At 63.0% G+C, this 25,726-nt stretch carries 24 protein-coding genes; 13 read left to right on the top strand and 11 right to left on the bottom strand.

Annotated elements, in window-relative coordinates:
* Nucleotides 1–169: 169 nt before the first annotated feature.
* The 4 genes from thiE to DJFAAGMI_RS22105 all read right to left on the bottom strand — a co-directional run bounded on the left by thiE (nucleotide 170) and on the right by DJFAAGMI_RS22105 (nucleotide 3,489).
* Nucleotides 170–1,111 carry a thiamine phosphate synthase gene (thiE, locus tag DJFAAGMI_RS22120; protein WP_211459333.1) on the bottom strand — a complete coding sequence of 314 codons (942 nt, stop codon included), beginning with the start codon at nucleotides 1,109–1,111 and terminating at the stop codon, nucleotides 170–172.
* 11 nt (nucleotides 1,112–1,122) lie between these two features.
* The gene (locus DJFAAGMI_RS22115; protein WP_053281721.1) at nucleotides 1,123–1,926 is read right to left on the bottom strand and encodes a thiazole synthase; all 804 of its coding nucleotides are present in this window, start codon (nucleotides 1,924–1,926) and stop codon (nucleotides 1,123–1,125) included.
* 164 nt (nucleotides 1,927–2,090) lie between these two features.
* Nucleotides 2,091–2,288 carry a sulfur carrier protein ThiS gene (gene thiS / locus DJFAAGMI_RS22110; RefSeq protein ID WP_211459188.1) on the bottom strand — a complete coding sequence of 66 codons (198 nt, stop codon included), beginning with the start codon at nucleotides 2,286–2,288 and terminating at the stop codon, nucleotides 2,091–2,093.
* Nucleotides 2,289–2,394: 106 nt separating this feature from the next.
* Nucleotides 2,395–3,489 (bottom strand): FAD-dependent oxidoreductase, encoded by a 1,095-nt coding sequence (locus DJFAAGMI_RS22105; RefSeq protein ID WP_211459186.1) that lies wholly within the window; start codon nucleotides 3,487–3,489, stop codon nucleotides 2,395–2,397.
* Between the two features lie 290 nt (nucleotides 3,490–3,779).
* Between DJFAAGMI_RS22105 and thiD the strand changes: the two genes are divergently transcribed.
* A complete protein-coding gene (thiD, locus tag DJFAAGMI_RS22100; protein ID WP_211459184.1) occupies nucleotides 3,780–4,652 on the top strand; it encodes a bifunctional hydroxymethylpyrimidine kinase/phosphomethylpyrimidine kinase in 873 nt (290 codons plus the stop codon).
* 67 nt (nucleotides 4,653–4,719) lie between these two features.
* Here the strand turns inward: thiD and DJFAAGMI_RS22095 are convergent, their stop codons facing one another.
* On the bottom strand, nucleotides 4,720–5,193 hold the full coding sequence (locus DJFAAGMI_RS22095; protein ID WP_211459182.1) for an SH3 domain-containing protein: 474 nt from the start codon (nucleotides 5,191–5,193) through the stop codon (nucleotides 4,720–4,722).
* A 124-nt stretch (nucleotides 5,194–5,317) separates the two neighbouring features.
* On the opposite strand from DJFAAGMI_RS22095, the gene DJFAAGMI_RS22090 reads away from it, so the two are divergent.
* Nucleotides 5,318–6,085: an ankyrin repeat domain-containing protein gene (locus DJFAAGMI_RS22090; protein WP_211459180.1), complete on the top strand. Its 768-nt coding sequence runs from the start codon at nucleotides 5,318–5,320 to the stop codon at nucleotides 6,083–6,085.
* A 65-nt stretch (nucleotides 6,086–6,150) separates the two neighbouring features.
* Here the strand turns inward: DJFAAGMI_RS22090 and DJFAAGMI_RS22085 are convergent, their stop codons facing one another.
* Nucleotides 6,151–7,443: a purine-cytosine permease family protein gene (locus tag DJFAAGMI_RS22085; RefSeq protein ID WP_211459178.1), complete on the bottom strand. Its 1,293-nt coding sequence runs from the start codon at nucleotides 7,441–7,443 to the stop codon at nucleotides 6,151–6,153.
* A 414-nt stretch (nucleotides 7,444–7,857) separates the two neighbouring features.
* On the opposite strand from DJFAAGMI_RS22085, the gene DJFAAGMI_RS22080 reads away from it, so the two are divergent.
* The 3 genes from DJFAAGMI_RS22080 to DJFAAGMI_RS22070 are packed head-to-tail and all read left to right on the top strand — an operon-like array spanning nucleotide 7,858 to nucleotide 10,237.
* Entirely contained in the window at nucleotides 7,858–8,754 is an 897-nt protein-coding gene (locus DJFAAGMI_RS22080; RefSeq protein WP_211459171.1) for a hypothetical protein, read from the top strand.
* Between the two features lie 35 nt (nucleotides 8,755–8,789).
* Nucleotides 8,790–9,377, top strand: coding sequence for an RNA polymerase sigma factor (locus tag DJFAAGMI_RS22075; RefSeq protein WP_211459170.1), 588 nt, complete (start codon nucleotides 8,790–8,792; stop codon nucleotides 9,375–9,377).
* Nucleotides 9,374–10,237, top strand: a complete 864-nt coding sequence (locus tag DJFAAGMI_RS22070) for a hypothetical protein (RefSeq protein WP_211459169.1) — start codon at nucleotides 9,374–9,376, stop codon at nucleotides 10,235–10,237. The genes DJFAAGMI_RS22075 and DJFAAGMI_RS22070 overlap by 4 nt, the downstream gene beginning before the upstream one ends.
* 75 nt (nucleotides 10,238–10,312) lie before the next feature.
* On the opposite strand, the gene DJFAAGMI_RS22065 is transcribed toward DJFAAGMI_RS22070, so the two are convergent.
* The 5 genes from DJFAAGMI_RS22065 to DJFAAGMI_RS22045 all read right to left on the bottom strand — a co-directional run bounded on the left by DJFAAGMI_RS22065 (nucleotide 10,313) and on the right by DJFAAGMI_RS22045 (nucleotide 14,191).
* On the bottom strand, nucleotides 10,313–11,104 hold the full coding sequence (locus DJFAAGMI_RS22065; RefSeq protein ID WP_003053722.1) for a peptidylprolyl isomerase: 792 nt from the start codon (nucleotides 11,102–11,104) through the stop codon (nucleotides 10,313–10,315).
* 87 nt (nucleotides 11,105–11,191) lie between these two features.
* Nucleotides 11,192–11,458, bottom strand: a complete 267-nt coding sequence (locus DJFAAGMI_RS22060; protein WP_211459168.1) for a BolA family protein — start codon at nucleotides 11,456–11,458, stop codon at nucleotides 11,192–11,194.
* The gene (locus tag DJFAAGMI_RS22055; RefSeq protein ID WP_211459167.1) at nucleotides 11,455–12,024 is read right to left on the bottom strand and encodes a septation protein A; all 570 of its coding nucleotides are present in this window, start codon (nucleotides 12,022–12,024) and stop codon (nucleotides 11,455–11,457) included. Before DJFAAGMI_RS22055 ends, DJFAAGMI_RS22060 begins: the two co-directional genes overlap by 4 nt.
* 218 nt (nucleotides 12,025–12,242) lie before the next feature.
* Nucleotides 12,243–12,659, bottom strand: a complete 417-nt coding sequence (msrB, locus tag DJFAAGMI_RS22050; RefSeq protein WP_043005228.1) for a peptide-methionine (R)-S-oxide reductase MsrB — start codon at nucleotides 12,657–12,659, stop codon at nucleotides 12,243–12,245.
* The gene (locus DJFAAGMI_RS22045; protein WP_211459166.1) at nucleotides 12,656–14,191 is read right to left on the bottom strand and encodes a protein adenylyltransferase SelO; all 1,536 of its coding nucleotides are present in this window, start codon (nucleotides 14,189–14,191) and stop codon (nucleotides 12,656–12,658) included. Before DJFAAGMI_RS22045 ends, msrB begins: the two co-directional genes overlap by 4 nt.
* A gap of 204 nt (nucleotides 14,192–14,395) precedes the next feature.
* On the opposite strand from DJFAAGMI_RS22045, the gene DJFAAGMI_RS22040 reads away from it, so the two are divergent.
* The 8 genes from DJFAAGMI_RS22040 (at nucleotide 14,396) to DJFAAGMI_RS22005 (ending at nucleotide 25,625) form a co-directional block, all read left to right on the top strand.
* Complete coding sequence (locus DJFAAGMI_RS22040; RefSeq protein WP_211459165.1) at nucleotides 14,396–16,039, top strand: 3-(methylthio)propionyl-CoA ligase; 1,644 nt, start codon at nucleotides 14,396–14,398, stop codon at nucleotides 16,037–16,039.
* A gap of 627 nt (nucleotides 16,040–16,666) precedes the next feature.
* A complete protein-coding gene (locus DJFAAGMI_RS22035; RefSeq protein WP_003053735.1) occupies nucleotides 16,667–17,902 on the top strand; it encodes a branched-chain amino acid ABC transporter substrate-binding protein in 1,236 nt (411 codons plus the stop codon).
* A gap of 230 nt (nucleotides 17,903–18,132) precedes the next feature.
* Nucleotides 18,133–19,368 (top strand): branched-chain amino acid ABC transporter substrate-binding protein, encoded by a 1,236-nt coding sequence (locus DJFAAGMI_RS22030; protein ID WP_003053737.1) that lies wholly within the window; start codon nucleotides 18,133–18,135, stop codon nucleotides 19,366–19,368.
* 113 nt (nucleotides 19,369–19,481) lie between these two features.
* Complete coding sequence (locus DJFAAGMI_RS22025; RefSeq protein WP_003053739.1) at nucleotides 19,482–20,435, top strand: branched-chain amino acid ABC transporter permease; 954 nt, start codon at nucleotides 19,482–19,484, stop codon at nucleotides 20,433–20,435.
* 3 nt (nucleotides 20,436–20,438) lie between these two features.
* Nucleotides 20,439–21,779: a branched-chain amino acid ABC transporter permease gene (locus DJFAAGMI_RS22020; RefSeq protein ID WP_211459163.1), complete on the top strand. Its 1,341-nt coding sequence runs from the start codon at nucleotides 20,439–20,441 to the stop codon at nucleotides 21,777–21,779.
* 3 nt (nucleotides 21,780–21,782) lie between these two features.
* Nucleotides 21,783–22,601 carry an ABC transporter ATP-binding protein gene (locus tag DJFAAGMI_RS22015; RefSeq protein ID WP_211459161.1) on the top strand — a complete coding sequence of 273 codons (819 nt, stop codon included), beginning with the start codon at nucleotides 21,783–21,785 and terminating at the stop codon, nucleotides 22,599–22,601.
* A gap of 1 nt (nucleotide 22,602) precedes the next feature.
* Nucleotides 22,603–23,298 carry an ABC transporter ATP-binding protein gene (locus tag DJFAAGMI_RS22010; RefSeq protein WP_003053748.1) on the top strand — a complete coding sequence of 232 codons (696 nt, stop codon included), beginning with the start codon at nucleotides 22,603–22,605 and terminating at the stop codon, nucleotides 23,296–23,298.
* Between the two features lie 227 nt (nucleotides 23,299–23,525).
* On the top strand, nucleotides 23,526–25,625 hold the full coding sequence (locus DJFAAGMI_RS22005) for a 3-hydroxyacyl-CoA dehydrogenase NAD-binding domain-containing protein (protein ID WP_211459159.1): 2,100 nt from the start codon (nucleotides 23,526–23,528) through the stop codon (nucleotides 25,623–25,625).
* Nucleotides 25,626–25,726 lie beyond the last annotated feature (101 nt).

Here is a 25,726-nt window from a genome sequence, read left to right as displayed (position 1 = left end):
GAAAAGAAGCCCGCTGGCTGCGGGCATTTTTTCTGGTCATTTCCGGTGTTTTCTGTGCCAGTCAGGCCTGGCGCGGCGGGAGTTTTGAGTCTCTCAATGAAAATAGCCGCCGGTGCTTGTTCAAAGCGCCGGCGGCTATTGAATGGGAAGTCGACGCGCTTCGATACGCTCAGACTGCAGCCTGCATGCGCTGCAGCAGATGCCGGGCTGCTGCCTCTGGATCGGGGGCGTTGACCAGGGCGCGTACCACGGCCACCGAGCCCACGCCCGTGGCGCGTACGGCAGGGAACAGGTCTTCGGAAATACCGCCAATCGCCACCAGCGGGTACTGCTGCATCAGTCGCACATAGGCCGCCAGACGAGCCAGGCCTTGTGGGGCCGTCGCCATCTTCTTGAGCGTGGTCGGGAACACCGCTCCCAGGGCGATATAGCTGGGCTGGACGGCATGGGCGCGCACCATCTCGGCGTAGCCGTGGGTGGAAACGCCCAGGCGTGTGCCCGAGGTGCGGATGGTCTGCAGATCGCGCTGGCCGATCACGTCCAGATCTTCCTGACCCACATGGATGCCGTAGGCGCCTGCGTCCAGCGCGGCCTGCCAGTGGTCGTTGATGAACAGACGTGCATGCGTGCCCTTGACGGCTTCGACGGCCGCCTTGACTTCACGGGCCACGGCGGCCTGGTCGCCGGATTTGAAGCGCAGCTGCACCGTGGGCACGCCCGCACGGGCCATGCGGCCCACCCATTCGGCCGTGGGCAGCACGCCATACAGGCCCAGCTCGCGCGGGCAATGGGCAAAGGCCTGGGCCGGGTCGGCCTTGCCGAGACCGAAGTCGCGTGGGTCGTCTGGCCAGTGGGTGGCATCGAAACGATTGTTGCGTTCGCTCTGGCACTGCCAGGCCTGGGCCAGTGTCTGCGCATCCACGGCGATAAAGCCCAGCTGGCTGCAGGCCTCAAGCGCGGCCAGATAGGCGGGTTCCTGGCGCAGTGCGGGCGGCACGGGCTGTGGCGTCAGCTCGACCGAGTTGGCATCGTGGTGCAACTGGGCGCCAAAGTTGGCGCTGTGCTGGTGAACAATGGCTTGCGCCAATGCATTGATCTCTGCGGAGTCCATCACGGCGACCTTTATTCCTGATGCCAGAAGGGCGTGCCCAGTACAGGGGTGCTGGGCTGGGCGGCGTTTTGCTCGGCCATGGCTCCTGCGCGCCAAGCGGCGTGACCGGCATTGACGGCATCGGAGAACGCTCCGGCCATGGCCACGGGGTCTTCGGACAGGGCCACGGCGGTGTTCAGCAGCACGGCGTCATAGCCCCATTCCATCACGGTGCAGGCGTGGGAGGGGCGGCCCAGGCCGGCATCGACGATCAGCGGCACCTTCAGGCGCTCGCGCAGCATCTGCATGGCATAGGGATTGACGGGGCCGCGGCCGGTGCCGATGGGCGCAGCCCAGGGCATGACTGCCTGGCAGCCCACGTCGACGAGCTTTTGGCACAGCACCAGATCGTAGGTGGTGTAGGGCAGGACCTGGAAGCCGTCCTTGATGAGGATGGAGGCCGCTTCCACCAGATTGAGCGTGTCGGGCTGCAGCGTGTAGTCGTCACCGATCAGCTCCAGCTTGATCCAGGGGGTATCGAAGACTTCGCGCGCCATCTGGGCCGTGGTCACTGCTTCCTGGATGGTCATGCAGCCTGCCGTGTTGGGCAGTACGGGCACGTTGAGCTTGCGCAGCAGCTCCCAGAAGCTGGCACCGGTTTCGGCGGCATTGCTGCCCTGGCGGCGCAGCGAGGCCGTGACCATGGCGGGCCTGGAGCGCTCCACAGCGGCTTCGAGAATCGCCGGCGAGGGGTAGCGCGAGGTGCCCAGCAGCAAGCGGCTTTCAAAACGCTGGCCGTAGAGAACCAGGGCGTCGTCGGTGGTTTTGGTATTCATGATTTATCTATATCTCTTGTCTTTGTGCCGCAATGCGTGTGGAGCCCAATGAACCTCAAACAGGCATGTGCCAAGTCAGTGACACCCAGCAAGAGCCGCCTCGCAGCGCAGGTGTCGTCCCCCCTTGGGGGGAAGGCGCGAAGCGACTCAGGGGGATTCATTTCCTAGCCACCGGTCACCGGAGAGATGACTTCCATCCTGTCGCCCTCATTGAGCGCATGGTCGGCGTACTGCGTCTTGGGCACGAACACCGTGTTGACCGCCACGGCAAACGGGGGCTTGGCCTGCATCTGCGCCAGCGCATCGGCCACGGTGGCATGGGCTGGCAGCTCGGTGGCTTGCTGGTTGAGAGTGATCTTCATGGCATGGAAACGGAAAATAAAGCGGGTGCTAAGTTAAACCTCTGCACGACGGTGCTTGCGTGCGCCAGGGGTGCAAGTGCTGTGCGCCAAAGTTCAGGCTCGCAGTTCAGCCACGATGCACGGCGACATCGAACTCGCGCGCCAGTGGCGAGTCGTTGTGGTCCAGCAGCTCCAGCACCACGTCCAGCATGGCGGGCGAGATCATGAAGCCGTGACGGTAGAGGCCGTTGACTTCCATGACGCGCGGAGTCAGCAGACGCACGGCGGGCAGATTATCGGGCAGGGTAGGGCGGCACTGGGTGGCAATCTCCACAATCCGGCCTTCGGCAAAGCCGGAGTGCACGGTATAGGCCGCGCTCAGCAGCTCCAGCGTGGAGCGCACGCTGGCCGGCGACATATCGTCGGACTCGATCTCGGTCGCGCCGATCACGAACAGATGGTCTTCCTTGGGCGCGATATAGATGGGGTAGCGCGGATGGATCAGACGTGTAGGGCGCTGCAGCGTGACTTCGGGCGCATGGATGCGCACCACTTCCCCGCGAATGCCGCGCAGCTGCTTCCATTGGGTGCGAGCACCAAGGCCCCGGCAGTCGAACACGAAGTCGGGCTGGCCGGCCTCGCCGGGGCGGAAGTCGCCCACCTCGCGCGGGCTCTCCCAGTGCAGCTGCACGCCCAGGGCGCTGAGCTTGTCAACCAGTGCCGTCAGCAGCTGGCGGTTGTCCAGCTGGCCTTCGCCGGGCAGATAGACGGCCTGGTTAAAGCGTCCCTGCAGCGCGGGCTCGCAGTCCTGCAGTGCCGCGCCGGTCTTTTCCTGCATGGCCGGCAGGCTGGGGTTGATGCGCCGGTTTTTCTCCAGCAGACCGAAAAAGCGTGCCGCATCGCCCTGATCCTGGCGGTGCCAGAGAATCAGCGTTCCGTTCTGCTGCAGGAACACATGCTGCTCGAGCTGAGCTATGAGGTCGGGCCAGCGCTTGAGTCCATGCTGGCCCATGCGCACCACGCCGGGCTCGGTAATGGCCGACTCGGCCAGCGGCGCCAGCATGGCAGCCGCCACGCGCGCCGCAGCGCCATCGCCTTGCGGGCCATGGGCGTCATAGAGGTCGATGGCGTGACCGCGCTGGGCCAGGGCCAGCGACAGCAGACGGCCCATGAGGCCGCCGCCGAGAATTGCGATCTTTGAAGAGGCTTGTAGCAATGACATGTGCAAATCGTTTTCCATCCGGACACAGGAACAGGGCCATGTGCAGGACAAAACGCGGCATGCCTTGCGGCTTGTGAAACTCCCCACGCCAGCATGACCTGGATCGGGTGCAGGGGGCACAGGGCACGGATGGTGCTCTGGTGCGCAGCCGGCAGCTGGCGCAGCCCCAGGGTGTTTCTCAGTCCGCACAGGCTGCTTGCCTGCGGGACACCCCTGTTTCGTCCGTTGGACATTACAGCACAACCGCAAACAGCACGCATTGACCATGCGCATGGGCGATAATTTTTGCCATGACAGTGATTGCTTCTTCCTCCATCTCCGGCGCCGCAAAAAAGCGCTATGCACGCGTGCTCTCCATCGCCGGCTCGGACAGCGGCGGTGGCGCCGGCATCCAGGCCGACCTCAAGACCTGTGCGGCCCTGGGCTGCTACGGCATGACGGCGATCACGGCCATCACCGTGCAGAACACGCTCGGCGTGACGGGCATTCATGGCATTCCGCTGGATACCGTGCGCGGCCAGATCGATGCCGTTGTGCAAGACATAGGCGTCGATGCCGTCAAGATCGGCATGCTGGCAACCCCCGATGTGGTGAGCGTGGTGGCGGATGCGATCCGTCGCCACCGGATCAGGAACGTGGTGCTGGACCCCGTGATGGTGGCCACCAGCGGCGACCGCCTGATCGTTCCCGAGACGGCCCAGGCGCTGGTCAAGGAGCTGTTCCCGCTGGCGACGGTGATTACCCCCAATCTGGATGAAGCAGCTTTGCTGCTGGGTCGCAGCATCGACGGCATTGCAGCGCTGGATGCGGCCGTGGCCGATCTGCTGGCCATGGGCGCGCCTGCGGTGCTGCTCAAGGGCGGGCATCTGAGCGGCGATCTGGTCATGGATGTGCTGGGCCGGCAAGGTCAGCAGGCCAGCGACTATCTGCGTCTGCAGTCGCAGCGCATCGTCACCCATAACGGCCATGGCACGGGCTGCACGCTTTCGTCGGCGATTGCCTCCTTCCTGGCCCAGGGGCTGGCGCTGGAAGCCGCAGTGACCGAGGCGCGGCGCTATATCCTGGGTGCCATCGAGGCGGGAGCCGAGGTCTACACCGGCCAGGGCCACGGCCCCCTCAACCACGGCTATGCGCCACGCGCGCAGCTGATCGTCGAAGGCTGATTGCCGACACTCGCAAAAAAGGCCTGCAGCTGCAGGCCTTTGCCTTTTGGGGCGCCTGTTGCCGGGCTTACCAGCCCCAGACCAGATTCTTGGCTACCCAGCCGCTCTGGCCGTTGCTGCGCTGGACCTGGGCCCAGCTACCTTGCTTTTTCAGCGTCTGCAACACTTCATTTTGTTCCAGCTTGCCTACCCGGCTGTGCTTCTGGCCGGGGCCGGAGCGCAGATTGGCCGTGCGTGCCGTCACCACCATATGCGGGCTCTTGCTGGTCAGCGGGGCATGGACCCAGCCCAGCGTGGACTCATAGTCCTTCACACGCAGCCACTGGCCTTTGCGCTGGGTGACCTGCACCGGGTAGCCCTTGCTCAGTTCCCAGAGGGTGGCGGAGCGGGTGTTGGGCTGCTCGCGCACATTCACGGTCTTGCCCTTGATGCTGACGAATTCCTGGGCTTGTGCGAGGGCCGGCAGCAGGCCGGCGGTGAGCGCACCCAGCGCGATCAGACTTGAAGTGGCGGCGGTGCGGATCCAGCGGTTGCAAGACACGGGGCAGATTCTCCTTTTATCGATTGAAAACATGCTGTAACCCTCATCGGACTTGCGTGGTTAGCTATAGTTCCTGTAGAAAGCTGACAGGGGCTGAACACCCAGCCAGCCATCAAGGAATGCCATGAACCAGCCAGTCCGCGCCCGTGGGAGCGCCTCGTTGACTACCCGATTGACGATTGCATTGACGGCTTCGGCCGCAGCGACGCTGCTCACGGCCTGCCAGAGCGGCACGTCGGCGAATGCTGCCGCTGCAACACCTGCCGCTGCTGCGGCGGCAAAGGCCGGGGACCCGCAGATGCTAGGCCAGCAATTGCTGGCCGCTGCCGCGCAGGGCGATGCCGTGGCGGTGCGCAATCTGCTGGCCGGCAACGCGCCTGTCGACGTGCAGGACGCCCGGGGCAACACCCCGTTGCTGCTGGCCACGGCGGCCAACCATATCGAGGTGGCACGCTCGCTGCTGATGCATGGTGCCAGCCCTAATATCAAGAACCAGATGCAGGACAGCGCCTATCTGCTGGCCGGCGCGCAGGGTCGGCTGGAGATTGTGCGCATGACGATTTCCTATGGCGCCGATCTCAAGAGCACCAACCGCTATGGCGGCACGGCCCTGATTCCGGCCTGCGAGCGTGGCCATCTGGAAACAGCCCAGGCGCTGATCACGGCAGGTGTGGATGTGAACCATGTCAACCGGCTGGGCTGGACCTGTCTGATGGAAGCCGTGGTGCTCAGCGATGGCGGGCCTCGCCATCAGGCCATCATCCAGGCCTTGATCGATGCCAAGGCCGATCTGAATCTGCCCGACAAGGATGGGGTGACGGCCCTGGCCCATGCACGCCAGCGCGGGCAGCAGGCCGTGGTGCAGCTGCTGCAGGCGGCGGGCGCCAGGTAGAAGATAAGAAACAAGGCTGAAACGCCCTGTTTTAGGGCGCTGGTTGCTATTGAATTTGTTTTTGCTCAGACGGCAACGGAGCGCGGATGCAACTGGCGTGTAGCGACTGCCACCACAAAGGTCAGCGCCAGCGTGGGCAGGGCCGAGCCCAGGGCCGTACTGACATAGGGCAGCAGGTGATAGAAGGCAATGCCCAGCACCCAGATGGCTACGGCATCCCAGCGCACGGCGGGCGCTTTTTGCATCAGCTCCACGGCATCCGTGCCAAAGGCCAGGCGGCCCAGCATCACGCCGAACAGTGGCACAAAGCAGGAGCTGAGCAACAGCAGAAACGGCTCCAGGCTGTGCATGGGCAGCACCATGGCCAGCGCGGTACACAGGGATGCGATCAGCAGGCCCCAGCGGCGAATACTCCAGCCCGGTTGCAGGCTGTGGGCCGACATGGCGCCAGAGTAGGCATCGCCATAGGCGTTGTCCACCTCGTCGATCAGAATCAGCGACAGGGCAATCAGCCCGCCCTGGGCCAGTAGCAGGGCCGTGACCAGGTCTTCGCTGGGCAGGGTCAGGGCCACCAGCACGCCCAGGGAATAGCACCAGATATTGGCCAGGGCAAAGCCGGTCCAGGCTCCCGTCAGCGCGGATTTGCCGCTTTTGCCGTGGCGCGCATAGTCGGCCACCAGCGGCAGCCAGCTGATGGGCATGGCGATCACCAGATCAACGGCGCCCAGCATGCTCATGCCGCCTGCACCCTCGCGGGCCAGCAGGGGCCCGAGGCCGGTGGCGCCGGCCATTTTCAGGAATTGCCAGCTCAGCCACAGCAACGAGGCAATCACCAGCGGCAAGGCCACGCGCGAGATGATGCGGCGCACCAGGGTGGTCATGGAGCTGCTCATCAGCAGCAGGATCACGCTGCCCCAGAGCAGCGTGGCGAGCCAGGGCCAGTAGGGGGCGCCCATGATGCCGCTTTGCTTGCCCAGCGCCACGGTGGCGTCGCGCATCACCACCAGCTCGAAACTGCCCCAGCCCAGCAGCTGGATGATGTTGAGCACGATAGGTAGTCGTGCGAAGCGGCGGCCGTAGACGCTGTGCATCAGCCCGGCGCTGGACAGGCCGCTGTCGCAGCCCAGCTTGCCCACCCAGCCCAGCAGGCCTGCGCCGATCAGGGAACCGATGCCGATCGCGATCAGCGCATGCAGCGGGCTGAGCGCTGGCAGCAGATAGGCGCCCATCTGCATGACCAGCAGGCCCACGCCCAGACTGAACCACAGCGAGGCATGGTCGCGCCAGGCAAAGACGCGCTCCTGCGCCGTCACCGGGGCCAGGGCCCGATTGGCCGATGTGGAAGAAGATGAATTCATGAATGCTCCGCCAGAAAAACGAAGCAGGGGCCGCATGGTTTGCGCGGCAGGCCATGAAAGACATGGCCAGTCGCGGTCTGACACCTTGGACAGCTTCCCTGCGCGAGGATGATCTCGGGCAAGCGGTCGTCAAGAACCGCTTGCGCAATCAGGTTCAAAGGGACTCTCTCAGCCCTGACCGGTCATGGTCAGGACACCCCCAGCATTGCTGCCTGCCTTGGGCTGCAGCGAGCGCGATTGTGCCAGACATGCCGGGCCGGAGCAGGACTGCGATGCCAAGCGTTATTGACAATGGTGTTGCAAATGCTTGCAAATTAGAGAGCCTGTCTTGACCCCGTTGCGTCTGCTGCTGCGTTTCAGCCTCCGACAAGTTTGTTTCAGCCGCCGTGGCTGTATCTTGAGGAGGCCTTGTCCATGTTGTCTGTCCGTATCGAACCCCCGGTTCCTGGTTTCTTGCTGTCGCGCGGCCGCCTGCTGCGCGCTTCGCTGCTCTGCGCTGCCGTAATGGCGGTCGCCGCGCCGGCTTCGGCCTGGACGCGCGGCAACCCAAAGCTGGCCCAGATCAGCATCGTTGAACGTGCCACGGGGCGGGTACTGCCCCAGTACAGTCACGAGGGCGAGCTGTGGGTAGTGGGTCGCCCCGGTGCCAACTATGCGGTGCGCATCCGCAATCTCGAGAGCCGCCGCATCATGGGCGTCATCAGCGTCGACGGGGTCAATGCCATCAACGGCCGCACGGCGAGCTCCCGCGCCGAAGGCGGCTATGTGCTGGATGCGGGCGATAGCTATGACGTGCGGGGCTGGCGCAAGAGCAATGACAACGTGGCCGCGTTCTATTTCTCCGAAAGCGATATGTCCTATGCCGCCAGGACCGGCAGGCCGCAGGAAGTCGGTGTGATCGGAGTTGCGCTGTACCGCGAAAAGCTGCCCGAGCCTGCCGCCTACCAGGGGCCGCTCTATGAGCCGCAAGCGCAGGCCAGTGCCTCGGCGGCTGAGTCTGCGGCGGCGGATGTCGCCGTGCCAAAGGCCGCCAGCAAGAGCAGCAGCGCCGAGCGCCGGGCACCACAGCCTTCGCCGGCCCCTTCGCTGGGCACGGGCCATGGCGCGGTTGAGCGCTCGCAAGTCACCCAGGTGGAGTTCGAGGCCGACACCGAGCAGCCCCGGCAGATGGTGCGTATCCGCTACGACAGCTATGCTAATCTGGTCGCCAGAGGCGTGATCCGCGAACCCCGTCCACGGCCATCGCAGCCGCGGGTGCCCAATCCTTTTCCTGGCGACAATGGCTTTGTCCCGGACCCGCCGCGCAACTGAACAAGGTGGGCTGTGGAATTTGCATAATCGCGGGCATGCTCGCACCGCAGCCTGCACCAGACACACCCGCCGACGAAGCCCTGATGCGCAGCTATGCCGCAGGGCAGGCTGCGGCGTTCGAGACGCTGTATGCCCGGCACAGCCTGCGGATGTGGCGCTATTTCTATCGCAACACGGGTGATTCGGCGCTGGCCGACGATCTGGCGCAGGACCTCTGGTTTGCCGTGGTGGACAGCGCCTCCCGCTATGAGGTGCGCAGCAAGTTCACGACCTGGCTGTTCACCATGGCACACAACCGCCTGGTCGATCACTGGCGCAGGCAAAGGCCGGGCATCAGCCTGTCGGCAGACACGCAAGAGTCCCTGCGGCTGGCCGAAAGCCTGTTTGCGGCATCGGGCTTCGAGCCCGAGCAGCAGCTCGATCGCCAACTCATGGCCCAGGCCATTCTGGCGGCACTGGCGCGACTTCCTGGTGAGCAGCGTGAGTGCTTTCTGCTGCAGGTCGAGGCTGATCTGACGCTGGCCGAAATTGCCCAGGCCACCGGAGTTGCCGAGGAAACAGCCAAAAGCCGCTTGCGCTATGCGCGTGCCAAACTGCGCGCTGCGCTGGAGGAGCTGGCATGAATATGCACCCCGAAACCCCGCCCGGCAACGGCAAGCCCGATGTGCTGCGCGAGCTCTACCACGAGGCCGTGGCAGAAGACCGTGGCCCCAGTACGCAAAGCAGCGCCGCCATTCTCGAGCGTGCACGCCAGCGTGTGGCAGGTGTGGGACAACAGCCCCCGGAGCTTGCGGACAAACCTGCGGCCAACGACCGCTACTGGCTGCGGCATGCGCTGGGCGGGCTGGCGGCCGTCGGACTGGTGGGCTGGCTGATGCTGCAGCATGGCGCCTGGTGGAGCGGGCCGGACGCCGTACCGGGTTCCAGCTCCGAAGTCGCGGCCGAGCCTGCCCAATCTGCGGATATAGACCCGGCTGCACAGGCGTCTGCACCGGCGCCTGCAATCGCTTCTACTCCGGCTGCCGCGGATGGCAGCGCAGCCGGTTCGGCTTCGCCGGCCGAGAGATCCAGGCAGAGCCGGGCTCCAGCCAAGGCACAGCAGGCGCCGCCTAGCCCGGATGGGCAGGCGTCGGCCCCCGCACCGCAGCCCGAGGCTGCGCCGGCTTCCGGCGCAAGCACTGCTAAAGACATGGCGCGCTCGGCCAGACCGGCTCCCCGGGCTTCTGCGCCGCAGCGTGATGCTGCTTCGCCAGCGGATGCCGCGGCGGCGCAAAGCTCGCTATCCGGCGCGCCGTTGCCGCTATGCCCCTTGCAGACCGAGAAAGAAGTTCTTGAGCAAGCCGCCAAAGAGGCCGAGGGCACAGTCTCCGGCGCGCCGGCAAAGCCTTTGCATTGCCGTCCGCGAAAGCCTGAGCAATTGCCGCCAGCCAAGTCCGAGTCTGATCAGGGTGCTGCGGAAGATGTAGCAAAACCGCAGCGCTGAGACAAAAAAAGCCCGCTTGACGCGGGCTTGGGTGATGGTCTGGCCAGTCCTTTTCAGGTCTGGCGTAAGAGCATGTTACTGGATTTTTGCGCTTTTGCGCAGCTGATCCTGGAATTGCTGCAGCTTTTGCTGTTGCAGCTGCTGTGTGATCTGGGGCTTGACGTCCTCGAACTTGGGCATTTCGGCCTGGCGCTCGTCATCCATGCGGATGATGTGCCAGCCAAACTGGCTCTTGACGGGCGCGTCGGTCATCTCGCCCTTCTTGAGCTTGATCAGTGCCTCGGTGAACTCGGGCACGTAGTTGTTGGGGTTGGCCCAGTCCAGGTCGCCGCCGCGGGCACCCGATCCGGGGTCCTTGGATTCCTTCTTGGCGATGTCTTCGAACTTCTTGCCGGCCTTCACTTCGGCGATGATGGCCTTGGCGCGGTCTTCGGATTCCACCAGGATGTGGCTGGCCTTGTATTCCTTGCCGCCATTGGCCTCGACGAACTTGTCGTATTCGGCCTTGGCTTCGGCGTCGGTCACGGGGTTCTTCTTCTGGAAGTCTTCGAACAGCGCACGGATCAGCACGGTCTGGCGGGCCATGTCCATCTGCTGCTTGTAGGCCTCGGAAGCTGCCAGGCCGCGGCGGTTGGCTTCCTGCATAAAGACTTCACGTGCGATGACCTCGTCCTTGATCATCTTGTCCATCTCGGGAGCCACGGGCTGGCCGCTGGCTTCGATCTGGGCCTTCAGGGCGTTGACGCGGGCCATGGGCACGGCCTTGCCATTGACGATGGCCACATTCTGGGCCGAGGCGGACAGGGCGGCAAAGCCCAGAACTGTGGCGCCCACGATGCGGGCCAGTTGCTTTTGTTTCATGCTCATTCGAGTTGAGATCGAGAAAAGTGAATGAAGTTCAGTCCATACACAACAGGCTCCCGTCAAGGAGCCTGTGGTCAGAACCGTGGGTTCTCAAAGTACTTCAATGGCGATGGCATGAGCACCCTGGTCAATGAAGTCTTGCAGTGCATCATACACAAGGCGATGGCGTGCCACGCGGCTTTTGCCATCAAAGGCGGCGCAGGCGATGCGCACGCGAAAATGCGTGCCCACGCCGCTGTCATTGGCACCGACATGGCCAGCATGCTGGTAGCTCTCGTCGATGACTTCGAGCTGGCTCGGGGCCAGACGCTCGCGCAGGGCGGCCTCCATGGCCTGGGCGCTGAGGATCACGCTCATGGCTGCTTGTCCTTGGCTTCGGCGGTGCCGGGTGCGCCGTCCTGGGGCAGGTAGCGGCTCATGTAGATGGCTTGCGCAATCACGAACACTACCATCAGCCCCATGCCGCCAAACAGCTTGAAGTTGACCCAGGTGTCGGTGTCGAAGTTGTAGGCCACCCAGATGTTGAGCGCGCCCATGGCCGCGAAGAACGCGGTCCAGGCCCAGTTGAGCTTGAGCCAGATGGCATCGGGCAGCTGCAACTGGGCACCCATGACGGAGCGCAGCAGGTTCTTCTTGAACACCAACTGGCCGATCAGCAGCGCACCGCCCATGAGCCAGTACAGCACCGTGGGCTTCCATTTGATGAAGTTGTCGTCATGGGCCAGCAAAGTGGCGCCGCCGAACAGCACGATGACGCCGAGGCTCATCCATTGCATGGGTTCGATCTTGCCGGTTTTGAAGCGCAGATAGGCGATCTGCGCCACGGTGGCGACTATGGCCACGGCCGTGGCGGTGTAGATGCCCCAGACCTTGAAGGCCACGAAAAACAGGATGATGGGGAAGAAATCAATCAGCAGCTTCATGCGCGAAATGGTAGTCGTTCTGAAAATTCAGACTGCGCAGCACCGGCAAGGTTCCCGGTGCTGCGAGCAAAGTCGCATCATGCACCAAAGCCCGGGCCGTACCGCCAGCAAAGCCTTGTGAGCCGGACGGATTCAGCTATCAAAGCTGATAGCCAGGGCCTGCGCAGCGCGCCCGTACCGGAATGGCTGCGGCCTTGCTGCTCAAGCCTTGTCAGCTCTTATTTTTGGGGCTCGTCCTGGAAATCCAGCGAGGCTGAATTCATGCAGTAGCGCAGTCCGGTGTCGGTGGGACCGTCGGGAAAGACATGGCCCAGATGGGCGCCGCAGTTGCTGCACACCGTCTCGGTGCGCACCATGCCGTGGCTGCGGTCCACGATATTGGTGATGGCGCCGGGCACGGCCTGGTCAAAGCTGGGCCAGCCGCAGCCCGCATCGAACTTGGTATGCGAGTCGAACAGCTTGTTGCCGCAGCAGACGCAGTGGTAGCTGCCGTCGGCCCAGAACTGCTCGTATTTTCCGGTGAAGGGGCGCTCGGTGGCCGCATGGCGCGTGACCTGGAAGGCCGCAGCTTCAGCCCCCTTGTCCTGCAGCAGGGCTTGCCATTCTTGGTCGGATTTCTGGATGGGAAAGCTCATGATGAACAGCTGATTTCAATCGAGGAAGCCCAGTCGGGCGGGAAGCCGGCCCAGTCAGCGTGGTCCGGATGCGAGTCATAAGGCGCTTGCAGCACGGCCAGCATCTGCTGCACCGGCGCGAAGTCACCGTCCCGGGCGGCGCGGATTACGGTTTCGCCCAGATGGTTGCGCAGCACGAAGCGCGGATTGGATTCTTGCATCAAAGCCATGGCCTGCACGCTATCTACTTGCGCCAGCTGCTCTGAATAAGTGAGCGACCAGGCGTCGAAGCTGGCCCGGTCAAGAATGATGTCACGCAGCGGCTCGAAGTCGATCGGCCTTGCCTGCCCCTGTGCGACGGCATCGGTCAGGCGACTGAAGAAGATGGTGTAGTCCACCTTGTTGTCGGCCAGGATCTGCAGCAGCGGGTTGACCAGCAGTGCAAAGCGGCCTTCGGTGGCCGGCGTGCCGGCCTCGTTCTCGGGCAGGCCCAGCTTGGCCAGCATCTGGCGCGCATAGGCGGCGGGAAAGACGGTCTTGTACGACTCCAGCGCCGCAATCGTCAGCTCTTCGTCGCCGATCAGCGGCAGCAGGGCCTGGCCCAGGCAATAGATATTCCAGTAGGCCACCTGGGGCTGGCGGTTGAAGGCATAGCGGCCCTGGCTGTCGCTGTGATTGCAGATATGGCCGGGGTCGAAGGCGTCGAGAAACTGGAAGGGGCCGTAATCGATGGTCAGGCCCAGAATGCTCATATTGTCGGTATTCATCACGCCGTGGCAAAAGCCCACGCCCTGCCACAGGGCCAGCAATCGGGCCGTGCGCTCGCTCACGGCCTGCAGCAAATTGGCGTAGTGGTTGCCGTTCAGCGTGGTGGCTGTGCGGCACTCGGGATAGTGCTGGTCTATGACCAGATCGGCCAGGGCGCGCAGCTCGGGCTGCATATCGCGTGCGGCGAAGTGCTCGAAATGGCCGAAGCGGATGAAGCTCTCGGCCACACGCGTCACGACGGCGGCGGTTTCCATGGTCTCGCGCGCCACGGGCAGGGGCGAGCCCGTCAGCGCCAGCGCACGCGTGGTGGGAATGCCCAGGGCCGCCATGGCTTCGCTGCAGAGAAACTCTCGAATCGACGAGCGCAGCACGGCCCGGCCGTCGCCCATGCGCGAATAGGGCGTGCGGCCTGCTCCCTTGAGCTGGATTTCAAAGCCCTGCTCGGTTTCGCCCAGCAGGATGGCGCGGCCGTCGCCGAGCTGGCCGGCCCAGACGCCGAACTGGTGACCGCTATAGACCGTGGCCAGCGGCCTGCTGCCGCCGTTACCTTGGTCGGAGACGGCATTGCCGCTGAGGACTTGCAGCGCTTCGGAGCTGTGCAGCCATTCGGGGTTCAGATCCATCCAGCGGGCCGTGCTGGTGCTGGTGGCAATCCAGTGCGGCTCGGGGACGGGCGTGGGTTGCAGATAGGTGAAAAAAGCCGGGCCCAGGGCTTCGAAGCGGCCGGGCTTGCGCCATTGCGGGGCAGGGGATTCGCTCATGCAGGCATTGTGCTTGAGCGGCATCAAGGACAGGGCTTGCAGGGTTGTTGAGCCGGTTGACGCTGGAGATCGTCCTAGGTTTTTCCCTGAGTGCTTGTCTATCGTTCAGAGGGAGGATGCAGACAAACGTCGCCACGGTTACGCATTGGTGACAGTCCTCAGATGACGGCAGGGAAGCCCGCGCTAGGATGCTTGCCGATCATCACAACGCTATCCAGGAGACTGCCAATGTTGGGTCTGATGCAAAGCCAGCCGCTGTTGATTTCTTCCCTGATCGAGTTTGCCGCGCGCAACCATGCCGACGGGGAGATCGTCTCCCGCCGTGTGGAGGGCGATATCCACTGCTATACCTACAAGGATCTGGCTGCGCGCTCGCGTCAGCTGGCCAACAAGCTCGATGCCATCGGCCTGGCCCAGGGCGACAGAGTGGCCAGCCTGGCCTGGAATGGCTATCGCCACATGGAGATGTATTTCGGCGTCAGCGGCTCGGGCCGGGTGCTGCACACCGTCAACCCGCGCCTGCATCCGGAGCAGATTGCCTGGATCGTCAACCACGCCGAAGACAAGGTGCTGTGCTTTGACCTGACCTTTTTGCCCATCATCCAGGCGGTGCATGCCAAATGCCCGCAGGTGCAGCAATGGGTGGTGCTCTGCGATGCGGACCGCCTGCCGGCAGACAGCGGCATTCCCGGCCTCATCAGCTACGAGAGCTGGATTGCAGGCCAGTCCGATCAATACCGCTGGCCGCAGTTCGACGAAAACACCGCATCCAGCATGTGCTACACCAGCGGCACCACGGGCAATCCCAAGGCCGTGCTCTACAGCCACCGCTCCAGCACCTTGCACGCCTATGCTGCCGCGCTGCCGGACGTGATGTGCCTGTCGGCCCGTGATTCGGTGCTGCCCGTGGTTCCCATGTTTCACGTCAATGCCTGGGGCCTGCCCTATTCGGCGGCGCTCACGGGCTGCAAGATGGTCTTCCCGGGCCCGGCGCTCGATGGCAAGTCGGTGTATGAACTCATCGAGTCGGAAGGCGTGACCTTTGCTGCCGGCGTGCCCACCGTCTGGCAGATGCTGCTTGGCTACATGAAGCCGGGCGGCCTGCGTTTTTCCAAGCTCAATCGCACGGTGATCGGCGGCTCTGCCTGCCCGCCAGCCATGATCACGGCCTTCCAGGACGATTACGGCGTGGAGGTTCTGCACGCCTGGGGCATGACGGAGATGAGCCCCCTGGGCACGCTGTGCACGCTCAAGAACAAGCATCTGGACCTGCCCAAGGACGAGCAGATGAAGATCCGGCAGAAGCAGGGGCGCGCGATCTATGGCGTGGAGATGAAGATCGTCAACGACGCCGGCGACGAGCAGCCCTGGGATGGCAAGAGCTATGGCGACCTGCTGGTGCGCGGCCCCTGGATCATCGACAGCTACTACAAAGGCAGCGGCAATCCCCTGGTGCGCGGTGCTGACGGCTATGGCTGGTTCCCGACGGGGGATGTGGCGACGATCGACCCCGATGGCTATATGCAGATCACCGACCGCAGCAAGGACGTGATCAAGTCCGGCGGCGAGTGGATCAGCTCCATCGATATAGAGAACATTGCCATGGCCAACCCGGCCGTGGCCATGGCAGCCTGCATAGGCATGCCGCATCCCAAGTGGGACGAGCGCCCCATCGTGGCCGTGGTCAAGAAGCCCGGCGCGGAAATCACGCGCGAGGAGCTGCTGAAGTTCTACGAGGGCAAGACGGCCAAGTGGCAGATTCCCGATGATGTGGTGTTTGTGGAAGCGATTCCGATTGGCGCCACGGGCAAGATGCTCAAGACCCGTTTGCGCGAGGAGCTCAAGGACTACAAGCTGCCCACGGCCGCCTGAGCGGTCTCAGGCCCGGCCCGGCTTGGCGCGACCGGAGCAAAGCCATCATCGTGGGATGATGGCTTTTTTTGTCTGGGCCCCATTTGTCCGGGCCTCTTCCGGCGCCATTGTTCGACATCCATTCCTTCTGCTCCCGGTGGCCTTATGGGGCTCGACCTTGCCGGGGCCGCTCGCTTGATGGTGGTGCTGGAGTCACTTGGGCCTGAGGGAACGCGCGGCCCGCTCGACTATCTGTGTGTGGCACTGATGGCCGGGGCACGCTTTGATCAGCTGCCCGGTGTGAGGTGGCGCTGCTGGCCGGGGTCAAGGCTGGCAGGCTGAGCTTCGAGCCGTTGCTGCAGGAGATAGGCCTGCATCTGGAGGATAGGGAATAGCCCGAGCCCCAGGTGCTGGGCAGCTTGGACGGCCTGCGGCTAACGGAAAGCCGGTTGCCGCTTCAGGCTTTTGAAATCAAAGCTGTCTCTGGCCCTTTGTGGGTGGGGGATGCCAGCTATGGTTTTGGAAGTTATGGCCTGAGGTAAACCCTGCAGTCGCCAATGTGATATGCGCTAGGGCAACCCCCAGGCCGCAGGCGCAGGCTTGCCCTTTAGTCTGGGCGTCGCTCATAAACACCAACGGAGACGCTCTATGAAGTTTGCAATCAAGGCTTTGACAGCATCGGTGATCCTGGCGTGCGCGGGGAGCGCGATGGCCCAGAAGGGAGAGACCGTCAAGGTCGCCTGGATTGACCCGCTCTCGGGCCTGATGGCAGCGCTGGGTTCCAACCAGCTCAAAAGCCTGCAGTACGTGGCAGAGGAACTCAACAAGGGCAATGCTTCGGGGGTGAAGTTCGAGATCATCGGCATCGACAACAAGCTCAGCCCGCAGGAGACCACGGCCGCGCTGCGTTCGGCCATGGATCAGGGCGTGCGCTATGTGTTCCAGGGCAATGGCTCGGGACCGGCGCTGGCCATCATGGATGCGCTGGAAAAGCACAATGCGCGCAACAAGGGCAAGGAGGTCGTGTTCCTCAACTATGCGGCTGTGGACCCCGATCTGACCAACAGCAAATGCAGCTACTGGCATTTCCGTCTCGATGCCGATACCTCCATGAAGATGGAGGCCTTGACCACGTACATGAAGGACGTACCCGAGATCAAGAAGGTCTATCTGATCAACCAGAACTACTCGCATGGCCAGCAGGTGTCCAAGTACGCCAAGGAGATGCTCAAGCGCAAGCGCCCCGATGTGGAAGTCGTGGGTGACGACTTCTCGCCGCTGGCCCAGGTGCGCGACTTCGCGCCCTATGTGGCCAAGATCAAGCAGTCGGGCGCAGACACGGTGATCACGGGCAACTGGGGCTCGGACCTGGCACTGCTGATCAAGGCTGCCAACGACGCGGGCCTGAACAACGTCAAGTTCTACACCTATTACGCCATTGCCACGGGAGCTCCCACGGCCATGGGTGCGGCAGCGGCCGGCAAGGTCTATATGGTGGGCTACGGCCACCTGAACATGCCCGGTGCCATGGACAAGATCGTCAAGGGCTTCAAGGCCAAGGTCAACGAGGATATGTACACCGGCACCGTGTACACGGGGCTGAACATGCTCGATCAGGCTTTTGCCAAGGCCAAGACCACCGATCCCGTCAAGGTCGCGGCGACCATGGAGGGCATGAAGTTCCAGAACTACAACGGCGAAGTCGAGATGCGCAAGAGCGACCACCAGCTGCAGCAGGGCCTGTACATCGCGCGCTGGGAAAAGGCCGGCGGCAAATACCCCATGGACTCCGAGAACACGGGCTATACCTTTGCTCCCGTGAAGTACTTCGAGCCCTATGTGGCCAGCACTCCCACCAGCTGCCAGATGAAGCGTCCCTCCTGAGGCGATGCGAGAGACGCGGATTTCGGGGCGCCCTGGTGGCGCCCTTTTTTGATCGCGGGTTTCATTCGTCTGCAAGTGCGAGCAGCTGTCGCGCAAGTGTCGCCAACTGCCGCGAATCGGCCCGGCAAGTCGCATGCGTGATAGTTCCTAAGGCTTTCCCCAGCGGGAAAAAGTCTACCGACCGGTAGATTGGCGTCAGTCGCTAGCAAAAATGGTGAAAGGAGACAAGTATGAAATGGGTTATGCGAGCAGTGGCCGTCTCGGCCATGGCCGTGAGTGCAGGTGGAGCCTGGGCTCAAAAGGGCGAAACCGTCAAGATCGCCTGGATCGATCCCTTGTCCGGCCTGATGGCCGCCGTGGGAACGAATCAACTCAAGACCTTTCAGCTGCTGGCGGAGGAGTTCAACAAGAAAAATGCCTCGGGCGTGAAGTTCGAGATCGTGGCGCTGGACAACAAGCTCAGTCCGCAGGAAACCACGGCCGCGCTGCGCTCGGCCATGGATCAGGGCGTGCGCTATGTGACGCAGGGCAATGGCTCGGGCCCGGCGCTGGCCATCATGGATGCGCTGGAAAAGCACAACAGCCGCAACAAGGGCAAGGAGTTGCTCTATCTCAACTACGCGGCTGTGGACCCGGACCTGACCAACAGCAAGTGCAGCTACTGGCATTTCCGCCTCGATGCCGATACCTCCATGAAGATGGAGGCGCTGACCACCTACATGAAGGACGATGCCGAGGTCAAGAAGGTCTATCTGATCAACCAGAACTACGGGCACGGCCAGCAGGTGTCCAAGTACGCCAAGGACCTGCTCAAGAGAAAGCGTCCCGATGTGCAGATTGTGGGCGATGACTTTTCTCCGCTGGCCCAGGTACGCGACTTCGCGCCCTATGTGGCCAAGATCAAGCAGTCGGGTGCCGATACCGTGATCACCGGCAACTGGGGGGCCGATCTGTCGCTGCTGCTCAAGGCCGCCAATGACGCCGGCCTGAACAACGTCAAGTTCTATACCTATTACGCGTTTGGCGCCGGCGCTCCCACCGCCATGGGCGCGGCCTCCGACGGCAAGGTCTATACCGTGACTTACGGGCACTACAACATGGGAGCGCCGATTCAGGCCAGCATGGAGAGCTTCAAGAAGAAGTTCAACGACGACCTGACGCAAAGCTCGATCTACCATGTGTTCGCCTTGCTGGATGCGGCCTTTGTCAAGACGGGCTCCACCGACCCGGTCAAGGTGGCGGCGGCTCTCGAAGGCATGAAGCTCAAAAGCTTCAATGGCGAAGTCGAAATGCGCAAGAGCGACCACCAGCTGCAGCAGGGCCTGTACATCTCGAAGTGGCAGAAGGCGGGCGGCAAGTTCCCCTATGACGCAGAAAACACGGGCTACACCTTTGCGCCCGTGAAGTACTACGAGCCCTATGTGGCCAGCACGCCCACCAGCTGCCAGATGAAGCGTCCGTCCTGAGCCAGGCTCGCATATTCTCACCCTCCCTCGTGCTGCAGCATCCGCGCCGACCAGAACGTATAACAGGTGCAGTGCTGCAGCGGTCTTTTCGCTCATGAGAACAAGGCAAGTCGATGACGCCTGAATTTTTCACCATATCCATGCTCAACGGCGTGAGCTACGGGCTGCTGCTCTTCATGCTCAGCTCGGGCCTGACGCTGATCTTCAGCATGATGGGCGTGCTGAATTTCGCCCACACCAGCTTCTACATGCTTGGCGCGTATTTCGCGTACACGCTCAGCGGCATCATCGGGTTCTGGCCCGCGCTCTTTTTCAGTCCGGTGCTGGTGGGAGTGCTGGGGGCGCTGTTCGAGCGCTACAGCCTGCGCCGGGTGCACAAGTACGGCCATGTGCCCGAGCTGCTGGTGACCTTTGGCCTGTCCTATCTGATTCTGGAAGTGGTGCAGCTGGTCTGGGGGCGCGGCACCGTGCCCTATGCGCTGCCGACAGCGCTGCAGGGGCCGCTGTTTACCTTGTACGGCACGCAGTTCCCCAAGTCGCGCTCCTTTGTGATGCTGGTGGCGCTGCTGATGTTGGTGGCCGTGTGGCTGTTGCTGACGCGCACGCGCATCGGTCTGGTGATCCAGGCCGCGCTCAAGAACCCCGAAATGGTGGAGGCGCTGGGCCACAACGTGCCGCGTGTCTTCATGCTGGTGTTTGGCGGCGGCTGCGCGCTGGCAGGTCTGGCTGGTGTGATCGGTGGCAATACCTATGTGACCGAGCCCGCCATGGCGGCCTCCGTGGGCTCCATCATTTTCGTGGTGGTGGTGGTCGGCGGCATGGGCTCGCTGGCCGGGGCCTTCGTGGCTTCGCTGCTGATCGGCGTGGTGCAGACCTTTGCCGTGGCGCTGGACTGGTCGCTGGCCGGCCTGTTCAGCTCCATGGGGCATCAGGTCAATGAATCCACCTTCGGCTGGCCCGTACTGCGGCTGACGCTGTCGCAGGTCGCGCCGATTCTGCCGTACCTGTTCCTGGTGCTGATTCTGATCTTCCGGCCCAAGGGCCTGCTGGGCACCAGAGGAGATTGAGCCATGTCTTCGATTGCAAAAACACCCATGAATTCTTCTGCTGCAGAAAAAGCTCGGGCGCAGGCACATTACCGCTTCAAGCCCCTGAACATAGGGCGCATTCTGGTCTGGGGTCTGTTCGCGCTGGCGCTGATCGTGGCACCGCTGATCTTCACCAGCTCGCTGGCGCTGACCATGCTCAGCCAGATCGGCTATCTGATCATCATCTGCCTGTCATACAACATCCTGCTGGGGCAGGGCGGCATGCTGAGCTTCGGGCATGCGGTCTATACCGGCCTGGGGTCATTCCTGGCCATTCATGCCATGAACAAGGCTGCTGCTGGCGAGATCGCCATTCCGCTGGTGCTGATTCCCATCGTGGGCGGCCTGGCGGGCATGTTCTTCGCGGCGATCTTCGGCTATGTGACGACCAAGAAATCGGGCACCACCTTTGCCATGATCACCATGGGGCTGGGAGAGCTGGTGGCCTCCATGGCGCTGATGTTCCCCGAGTTCTTCGGCGGCGAGGGCGGCATCACCACGGACCGTGTCTACAGCAAGTTCTTCGGGCTGGACTTCGGCTCGGGTCTGCAGGTGTATTACCTGATTGCCGTGTACTGCTTCGTCTGCACGGCCGCCATGTTCGCCTTCACCGGTACGCCGCTGGGACGCATGCTGAATGCCGTGCGCGACAACCCCGAGCGTGTCGAGTTCGTGGGCTACAACACCCAGCGCGTGCGCTACTTCGCCTTCATCATTGCAGGCTTTTTTGCGGGTATCGGCGGCGGGCTGACGGCCATCAACTTCGAGATCATCACGGCCATGGACAGCGTCAGCGTGGTGCGCTCTGGCGGCTATCTGCTGTTCACCTTCCTGGGCGGTGCCACCTTCTTCTTCGGCCCCATCATCGGTGCCGTGCTGCTGGTGCTGGCTTCGGTGCTGCTGTCCGAGCTGACCAAGGCCTGGCTGCTGTACCTGGGCCTGGTGTTCCTGCTCATGGTCATGTATGCGCCCGGCGGTGTGGCCAGCCTGATCATGATGAATCTGCGCGTAGCCAAGTTCGGTCATTTCAAGCGCCTGCTGATGCCCTATCTGGGCATTCTGGCGGCCGGCATCGTGACGGTGGTCGGTGCCGCGTCGCTGATCGAGATGATCTACCACATGCAGCTCAACGCGGCGCTGGGCCCCAAGGTGCCCTTCATGGGGGCCGAGCTGGACACCAGCGCTGCCTCCACCTGGACCGTGGCGATTGTGGTGTTCGTGGTGGGTCTGGGTCTGCTGGAGGGCGTGCGCCGCCTGACGGCCCGCCGCTGGGGACGCATACAGGAAGCGATCGAAGAAAGCATCAAGAAAGGGGAGGGCTGAACCATGTCCAGCATCGCCATCCATCAACCGGCTGCGCAAGCGGTGCAGCAGTCAGGCCATGCACTGGAGCTGCGTGATCTGCGCAAGAGCTTCGGCAAGACCGAAATCATTCGCGGTGCCAACCTGGCGGTCAATGCCGGCGAACGCATCGCCATCATCGGCCCCAACGGTGCCGGCAAGAGCACGCTGTTCAATCTGATCAGCGGTCGCTTCGAGCCCAGCAGCGGCGAGGTGCTGCTGCACGGCCAGCGCATCAACGGCAAGAAGCCCTTCGAAATCAATCGCATGGGGTTGTCGCGCAGCTTTCAGATCACCAACATCTTTCCCAAGCTCAGCGTGTTCGAGAACCTGCGCTGCAGCGTGCTCTGGAGCCTGGGCTATCGCTACAGCTTCTGGCGCTTTCTCTCCAATCTGCATGACGCCAACGAACGCGCCAACGAGCTGATGGAGATGATCGGCCTGCACCGCAAGCGCGACACGCTGGCGGTGAACCTGACCTATGCCGAGCAGCGTGCGTTGGAGATCGGCATCACCATCGGCGGCGGTGCGAGCGTCATCCTGCTGGACGAACCCACGGCCGGCATGAGCAACAGCGAAACCGCCCACTTCATCCAGCTCATCAAGAAAGTCACCGAAGGCAAAACGCTGCTGACGGTGGAGCACGACATGGGCGTGGTCTTCGGTCTGGCCGACAAGATCGCGGTAGTCGTCTATGGCGAAGTGATTGCCTTTGACACGCCGGAAGCCGTGCGCGCCAATGCGCGCGTGCAGGAAGCCTATCTGGGCTCATCGGTGGCAGACCAACAGGCAGGAGCGCATTGAGATGCTGAAGATCAACGATTTGCATGCCTACTACGGCAAAAGCCATGTGCTGCATGGCGTGGACTTCGAGGTCCATGCGGGGGAAATCGTGGCCTTGCTGGGACGCAACGGTTCGGGCCGCTCCACCACGGCCAAGGCCATCATGGGCCTGGTGCACTGGGAAGGGGCGCTGGACTGGAAAGGCAAGAACCTGAACGGCAAGAAAGCCTATGAGGTGGCCCATCTGGGTATCGGCTATGTGCCCGAGAGCCGCGATGTGTTCCCCAATCTGACCGTGCATCAGAACCTGATGCTCGGCCAGAAAGGCAAGGGCAAAAGCAGCCGCTGGGGTTTTGACGATATGTATGCCATGTTTCCTCGCCTCAAGGAGCGCCAGCATACCGAGGCCGGCGTGATGTCGGGCGGCGAGCAGCAGATGCTCACGCTCTGCCGCACGCTGATGGGCGACCCCGATCTCATCATCATCGACGAACCCACGGAAGGGCTGGCACCCAAGATCGTGGAGCTGGTGGGCGAATACCTCAAGAAGATCAAGGATCGCGGCGTGTCCGTGCTGCTGATCGAGCAAAAGCTGACCATTGCCATGAATATCTCGGATCGGGCGCTGGTAATGGGCCATGGACATATCGTGTTCGACGGCACTCCCGAGACCCTCAGGGCGAACGAAAAGGTTCGCAAGGAGTGGCTGGAGGTTTGAGGTGAATCTCGCCCTGGGGCGCTTCTAGCGCCTTTCCCCTGCCTCGCCTGCCATCGCCCGGGCCGCCTCGCCGCGGCTTGCTTGGCATCTCTGACGGGGATTGCGTCAGTGGTTGTGGCCCAGGGATGTCTCATTGAGGACAAGCATCAGTTGCGCAACGCAGCAAAACTCGGAAAATAAAAAACGCACGACCGTTCTTTTCTATTTATTGAACAGGGGACAACAGCATGACTGCTGAATACAAAGTGGACGGAGCCATCGCCGTCATTACCTTGAACAACCCGCCGGTCAACGGCCTGGGTCTGGCCACCAGACGAGGTGTGGTTGAAGGCTTGAGCCAGGCTCTGGCCGACAAGGCCGTCAAGGCCATTGTGATCACCGGGGCCGGCAAGGCCTTCTCGGGCGGAGCCGATATCACCGAATTCGGCAAGGAAGATGCCTACCGTGAGCCGCATCTGATTTCGGTCATCCAGCAACTGGACCTGTCGACCAAGCCTGTGATTGCTGCGATTCACAGCGTCTGCATGGGGGGCGGGCTGGAACTGGCGCTGGGCTGCCATTACCGCATTGCGGCTCCCGGCACGGCCGTGGCGCTGCCCGAGGTCAAGCTCGGCCTGCTGCCAGGCGCCGGCGGCACCCAGCGCCTGCCGCGCGTCCTGGGTGTGGAAGCCGCCCTCAACATGATCGTCAGCGGCGAGGCCGTGATGAGCGAAATGCTGGCCACGCTGCCCGGCCAGACGCTGTTCAACAAGATGTCTGCCTCGGCCGAGACGCTGCTGGCCGAGGCCAAGGCCTTGGCGCTGGAGGTCGCCGATGTCCGCCCGCTGCCGCGTGTGCGTGACCTGTCGTGCAAGCATCCCCAGGGCGAGGCCTATTTCGAGTTTGCCGCCACCATGGTGCAGGGCATGTCCAAGAACTTCCCTGCGCCCCTGCGCTGCCTGGAAGCCGTCAAGAACGCCACGACCAAGAAGTTCGACGACGGCATGGTGGCCGAGCGCGAAGCCTTCATGCAGCTGATGATGACGCCCGAGTCGCGTTCGCTGCGCCATCTGTTCATGGCCGAACGTGCTGCCTCCAAGATCCCCGATGTGCCCGGCGATACACCGGTGCGCGAGATCCGCACTGTGGGCGTGATCGGTGCCGGCACCATGGGCGGAGGCATCTCCATGAACTTCCTCAATGCGGGCATTCCCGTCACGATTCTGGAGACCAAGCAGGAAGCCCTGGACCGCGGCGTGGCGACCATCCGCAAGAACTACGAGGCCCAGGTCAAGAAGGGCAAGCTCTCCGAGCAGAAGTACGAGCAGCGCATGAGCCTGCTGTCCACCACGCTCAACTACGGCGATCTGAAGAATGCCGACCTCATCATCGAGGCCGTTTTCGAGGAGCTGGGCGTGAAGGAGCAGGTCTTCAAGCAGCTCGATGAGGTGGCCAAGCCCGGCGCGATTCTGGCATCCAACACTTCGACCCTGGATGTGGACAAGATCGCCGCCTTCACCAAGCGTCCGCAGGACGTGGTGGGCATGCATTTCTTCAGTCCCGCCAATGTGATGAAGCTGCTGGAAGTGGTGCGTGGCAAGGCCACGGCCAAGGATGTGCTGGCCACGGTGATGAAGGTGGCCAAGAAGATCAAGAAGACGGCCGTGGTCTCCGGCGTCTGCGACGGCTTCATCGGCAATCGCATGATCGAGCAGTACTCGCGCCAGGCCGGCTTCCTGCTCGACGAAGGTGCATCGCCACAGCAGGTGGACAAGGCCATCGAGAAGTTCGGCTTTGCCATGGGGCCGTTCCGCATGGGCGATCTGGCCGGCAACGATATCGGCTGGGCCATCCGCAAGCGTCGCCATGTCGAGCAACCCGACATGAAGTACAGCGCCAGCGCGGACCGTCTGTGCGAGCTGGGCCGCTTCGGCCAGAAGACCGGTGCGGGCTGGTATGACTATGTGCCCGGCAAGCGCGACGCCATCCCTTCGGAGGTGGTGACCAAGATGATCGACGAGCATCGCAAGAGCCTGGGGCTGACGCCGCGCAAGATCTCCGACGAGGAAATCGTGCAGCGCCTGGTCTTTGCGCTGGTCAACGAGGGCGCGCACATTCTGGAGGACGGCATTGCCAGCAAGTCCGGCGATATCGACATGGTGTATCTGACCGGCTACGGCTTTCCGCTGTGGCGCGGCGGCCCCATGCACTATGCGGGCGAAGTCGGCCTGTTCAATGTGGTTCAGGCCATGGGCCGCTTTGCCCAGAACCCCAACGACGATGCCAAGTTCTGGCAGCCCGCTCCGCTGCTGGCCAAGCTGGCCGCCGAAGGCAAGCAGTTCAGCTAAGCGCCGCGCACACAGACCTTGAGGCGCCGTAGCGAAGCCTTGTCGTACTACTCGTACTGCCTGCGGCTTCGCTCCTCGTCTCCAACGCAAATCGTCGATTT

It is taken from the genome of Comamonas brasiliensis (assembly GCF_018292285.1).
Taxonomy (GTDB): domain Bacteria; phylum Pseudomonadota; class Gammaproteobacteria; order Burkholderiales; family Burkholderiaceae_C; genus Comamonas; species Comamonas brasiliensis.
This window is presented reverse-complemented; position numbering and strand designations above follow the sequence as displayed.

Excerpts from the sequence above, each read along its gene's own strand:
- thiE (WP_211459333.1), bottom strand. The coding sequence starts at position 1,111 with ATGGACTCCGCAGAGATCAATGCATTGGCGCAAGCCATTGTTCACCAG.
- DJFAAGMI_RS22115 (WP_053281721.1), bottom strand. The coding sequence starts at position 1,926 with ATGAATACCAAAACCACCGACGACGCCCTGGTTCTCTACGGCCAGCGT.
- thiS (WP_211459188.1), bottom strand. The coding sequence starts at position 2,288 with ATGAAGATCACTCTCAACCAGCAAGCCACCGAGCTGCCAGCCCATGCC.
- DJFAAGMI_RS22105 (WP_211459186.1), bottom strand. The coding sequence starts at position 3,489 with ATGTCATTGCTACAAGCCTCTTCAAAGATCGCAATTCTCGGCGGCGGC.
- thiD (WP_211459184.1), top strand. The coding sequence starts at position 3,780 with ATGACAGTGATTGCTTCTTCCTCCATCTCCGGCGCCGCAAAAAAGCGC.
- DJFAAGMI_RS22090 (WP_211459180.1), top strand. The coding sequence starts at position 5,318 with ATGAACCAGCCAGTCCGCGCCCGTGGGAGCGCCTCGTTGACTACCCGA.
- DJFAAGMI_RS22085 (WP_211459178.1), bottom strand. The coding sequence starts at position 7,443 with ATGAATTCATCTTCTTCCACATCGGCCAATCGGGCCCTGGCCCCGGTG.
- DJFAAGMI_RS22080 (WP_211459171.1), top strand. The coding sequence starts at position 7,858 with ATGTTGTCTGTCCGTATCGAACCCCCGGTTCCTGGTTTCTTGCTGTCG.
- DJFAAGMI_RS22075 (WP_211459170.1), top strand. The coding sequence starts at position 8,790 with ATGCTCGCACCGCAGCCTGCACCAGACACACCCGCCGACGAAGCCCTG.
- DJFAAGMI_RS22070 (WP_211459169.1), top strand. The coding sequence starts at position 9,374 with ATGAATATGCACCCCGAAACCCCGCCCGGCAACGGCAAGCCCGATGTG.
- DJFAAGMI_RS22065 (WP_003053722.1), bottom strand. The coding sequence starts at position 11,104 with ATGAGCATGAAACAAAAGCAACTGGCCCGCATCGTGGGCGCCACAGTT.
- DJFAAGMI_RS22060 (WP_211459168.1), bottom strand. The coding sequence starts at position 11,458 with ATGAGCGTGATCCTCAGCGCCCAGGCCATGGAGGCCGCCCTGCGCGAG.
- DJFAAGMI_RS22055 (WP_211459167.1), bottom strand. The coding sequence starts at position 12,024 with ATGAAGCTGCTGATTGATTTCTTCCCCATCATCCTGTTTTTCGTGGCC.
- msrB (WP_043005228.1), bottom strand. The coding sequence starts at position 12,659 with ATGAGCTTTCCCATCCAGAAATCCGACCAAGAATGGCAAGCCCTGCTG.
- DJFAAGMI_RS22045 (WP_211459166.1), bottom strand. The coding sequence starts at position 14,191 with ATGCCGCTCAAGCACAATGCCTGCATGAGCGAATCCCCTGCCCCGCAA.
- DJFAAGMI_RS22040 (WP_211459165.1), top strand. The coding sequence starts at position 14,396 with ATGTTGGGTCTGATGCAAAGCCAGCCGCTGTTGATTTCTTCCCTGATC.
- DJFAAGMI_RS22035 (WP_003053735.1), top strand. The coding sequence starts at position 16,667 with ATGAAGTTTGCAATCAAGGCTTTGACAGCATCGGTGATCCTGGCGTGC.
- DJFAAGMI_RS22030 (WP_003053737.1), top strand. The coding sequence starts at position 18,133 with ATGAAATGGGTTATGCGAGCAGTGGCCGTCTCGGCCATGGCCGTGAGT.
- DJFAAGMI_RS22025 (WP_003053739.1), top strand. The coding sequence starts at position 19,482 with ATGACGCCTGAATTTTTCACCATATCCATGCTCAACGGCGTGAGCTAC.
- DJFAAGMI_RS22020 (WP_211459163.1), top strand. The coding sequence starts at position 20,439 with ATGTCTTCGATTGCAAAAACACCCATGAATTCTTCTGCTGCAGAAAAA.
- DJFAAGMI_RS22015 (WP_211459161.1), top strand. The coding sequence starts at position 21,783 with ATGTCCAGCATCGCCATCCATCAACCGGCTGCGCAAGCGGTGCAGCAG.
- DJFAAGMI_RS22010 (WP_003053748.1), top strand. The coding sequence starts at position 22,603 with ATGCTGAAGATCAACGATTTGCATGCCTACTACGGCAAAAGCCATGTG.
- DJFAAGMI_RS22005 (WP_211459159.1), top strand. The coding sequence starts at position 23,526 with ATGACTGCTGAATACAAAGTGGACGGAGCCATCGCCGTCATTACCTTG.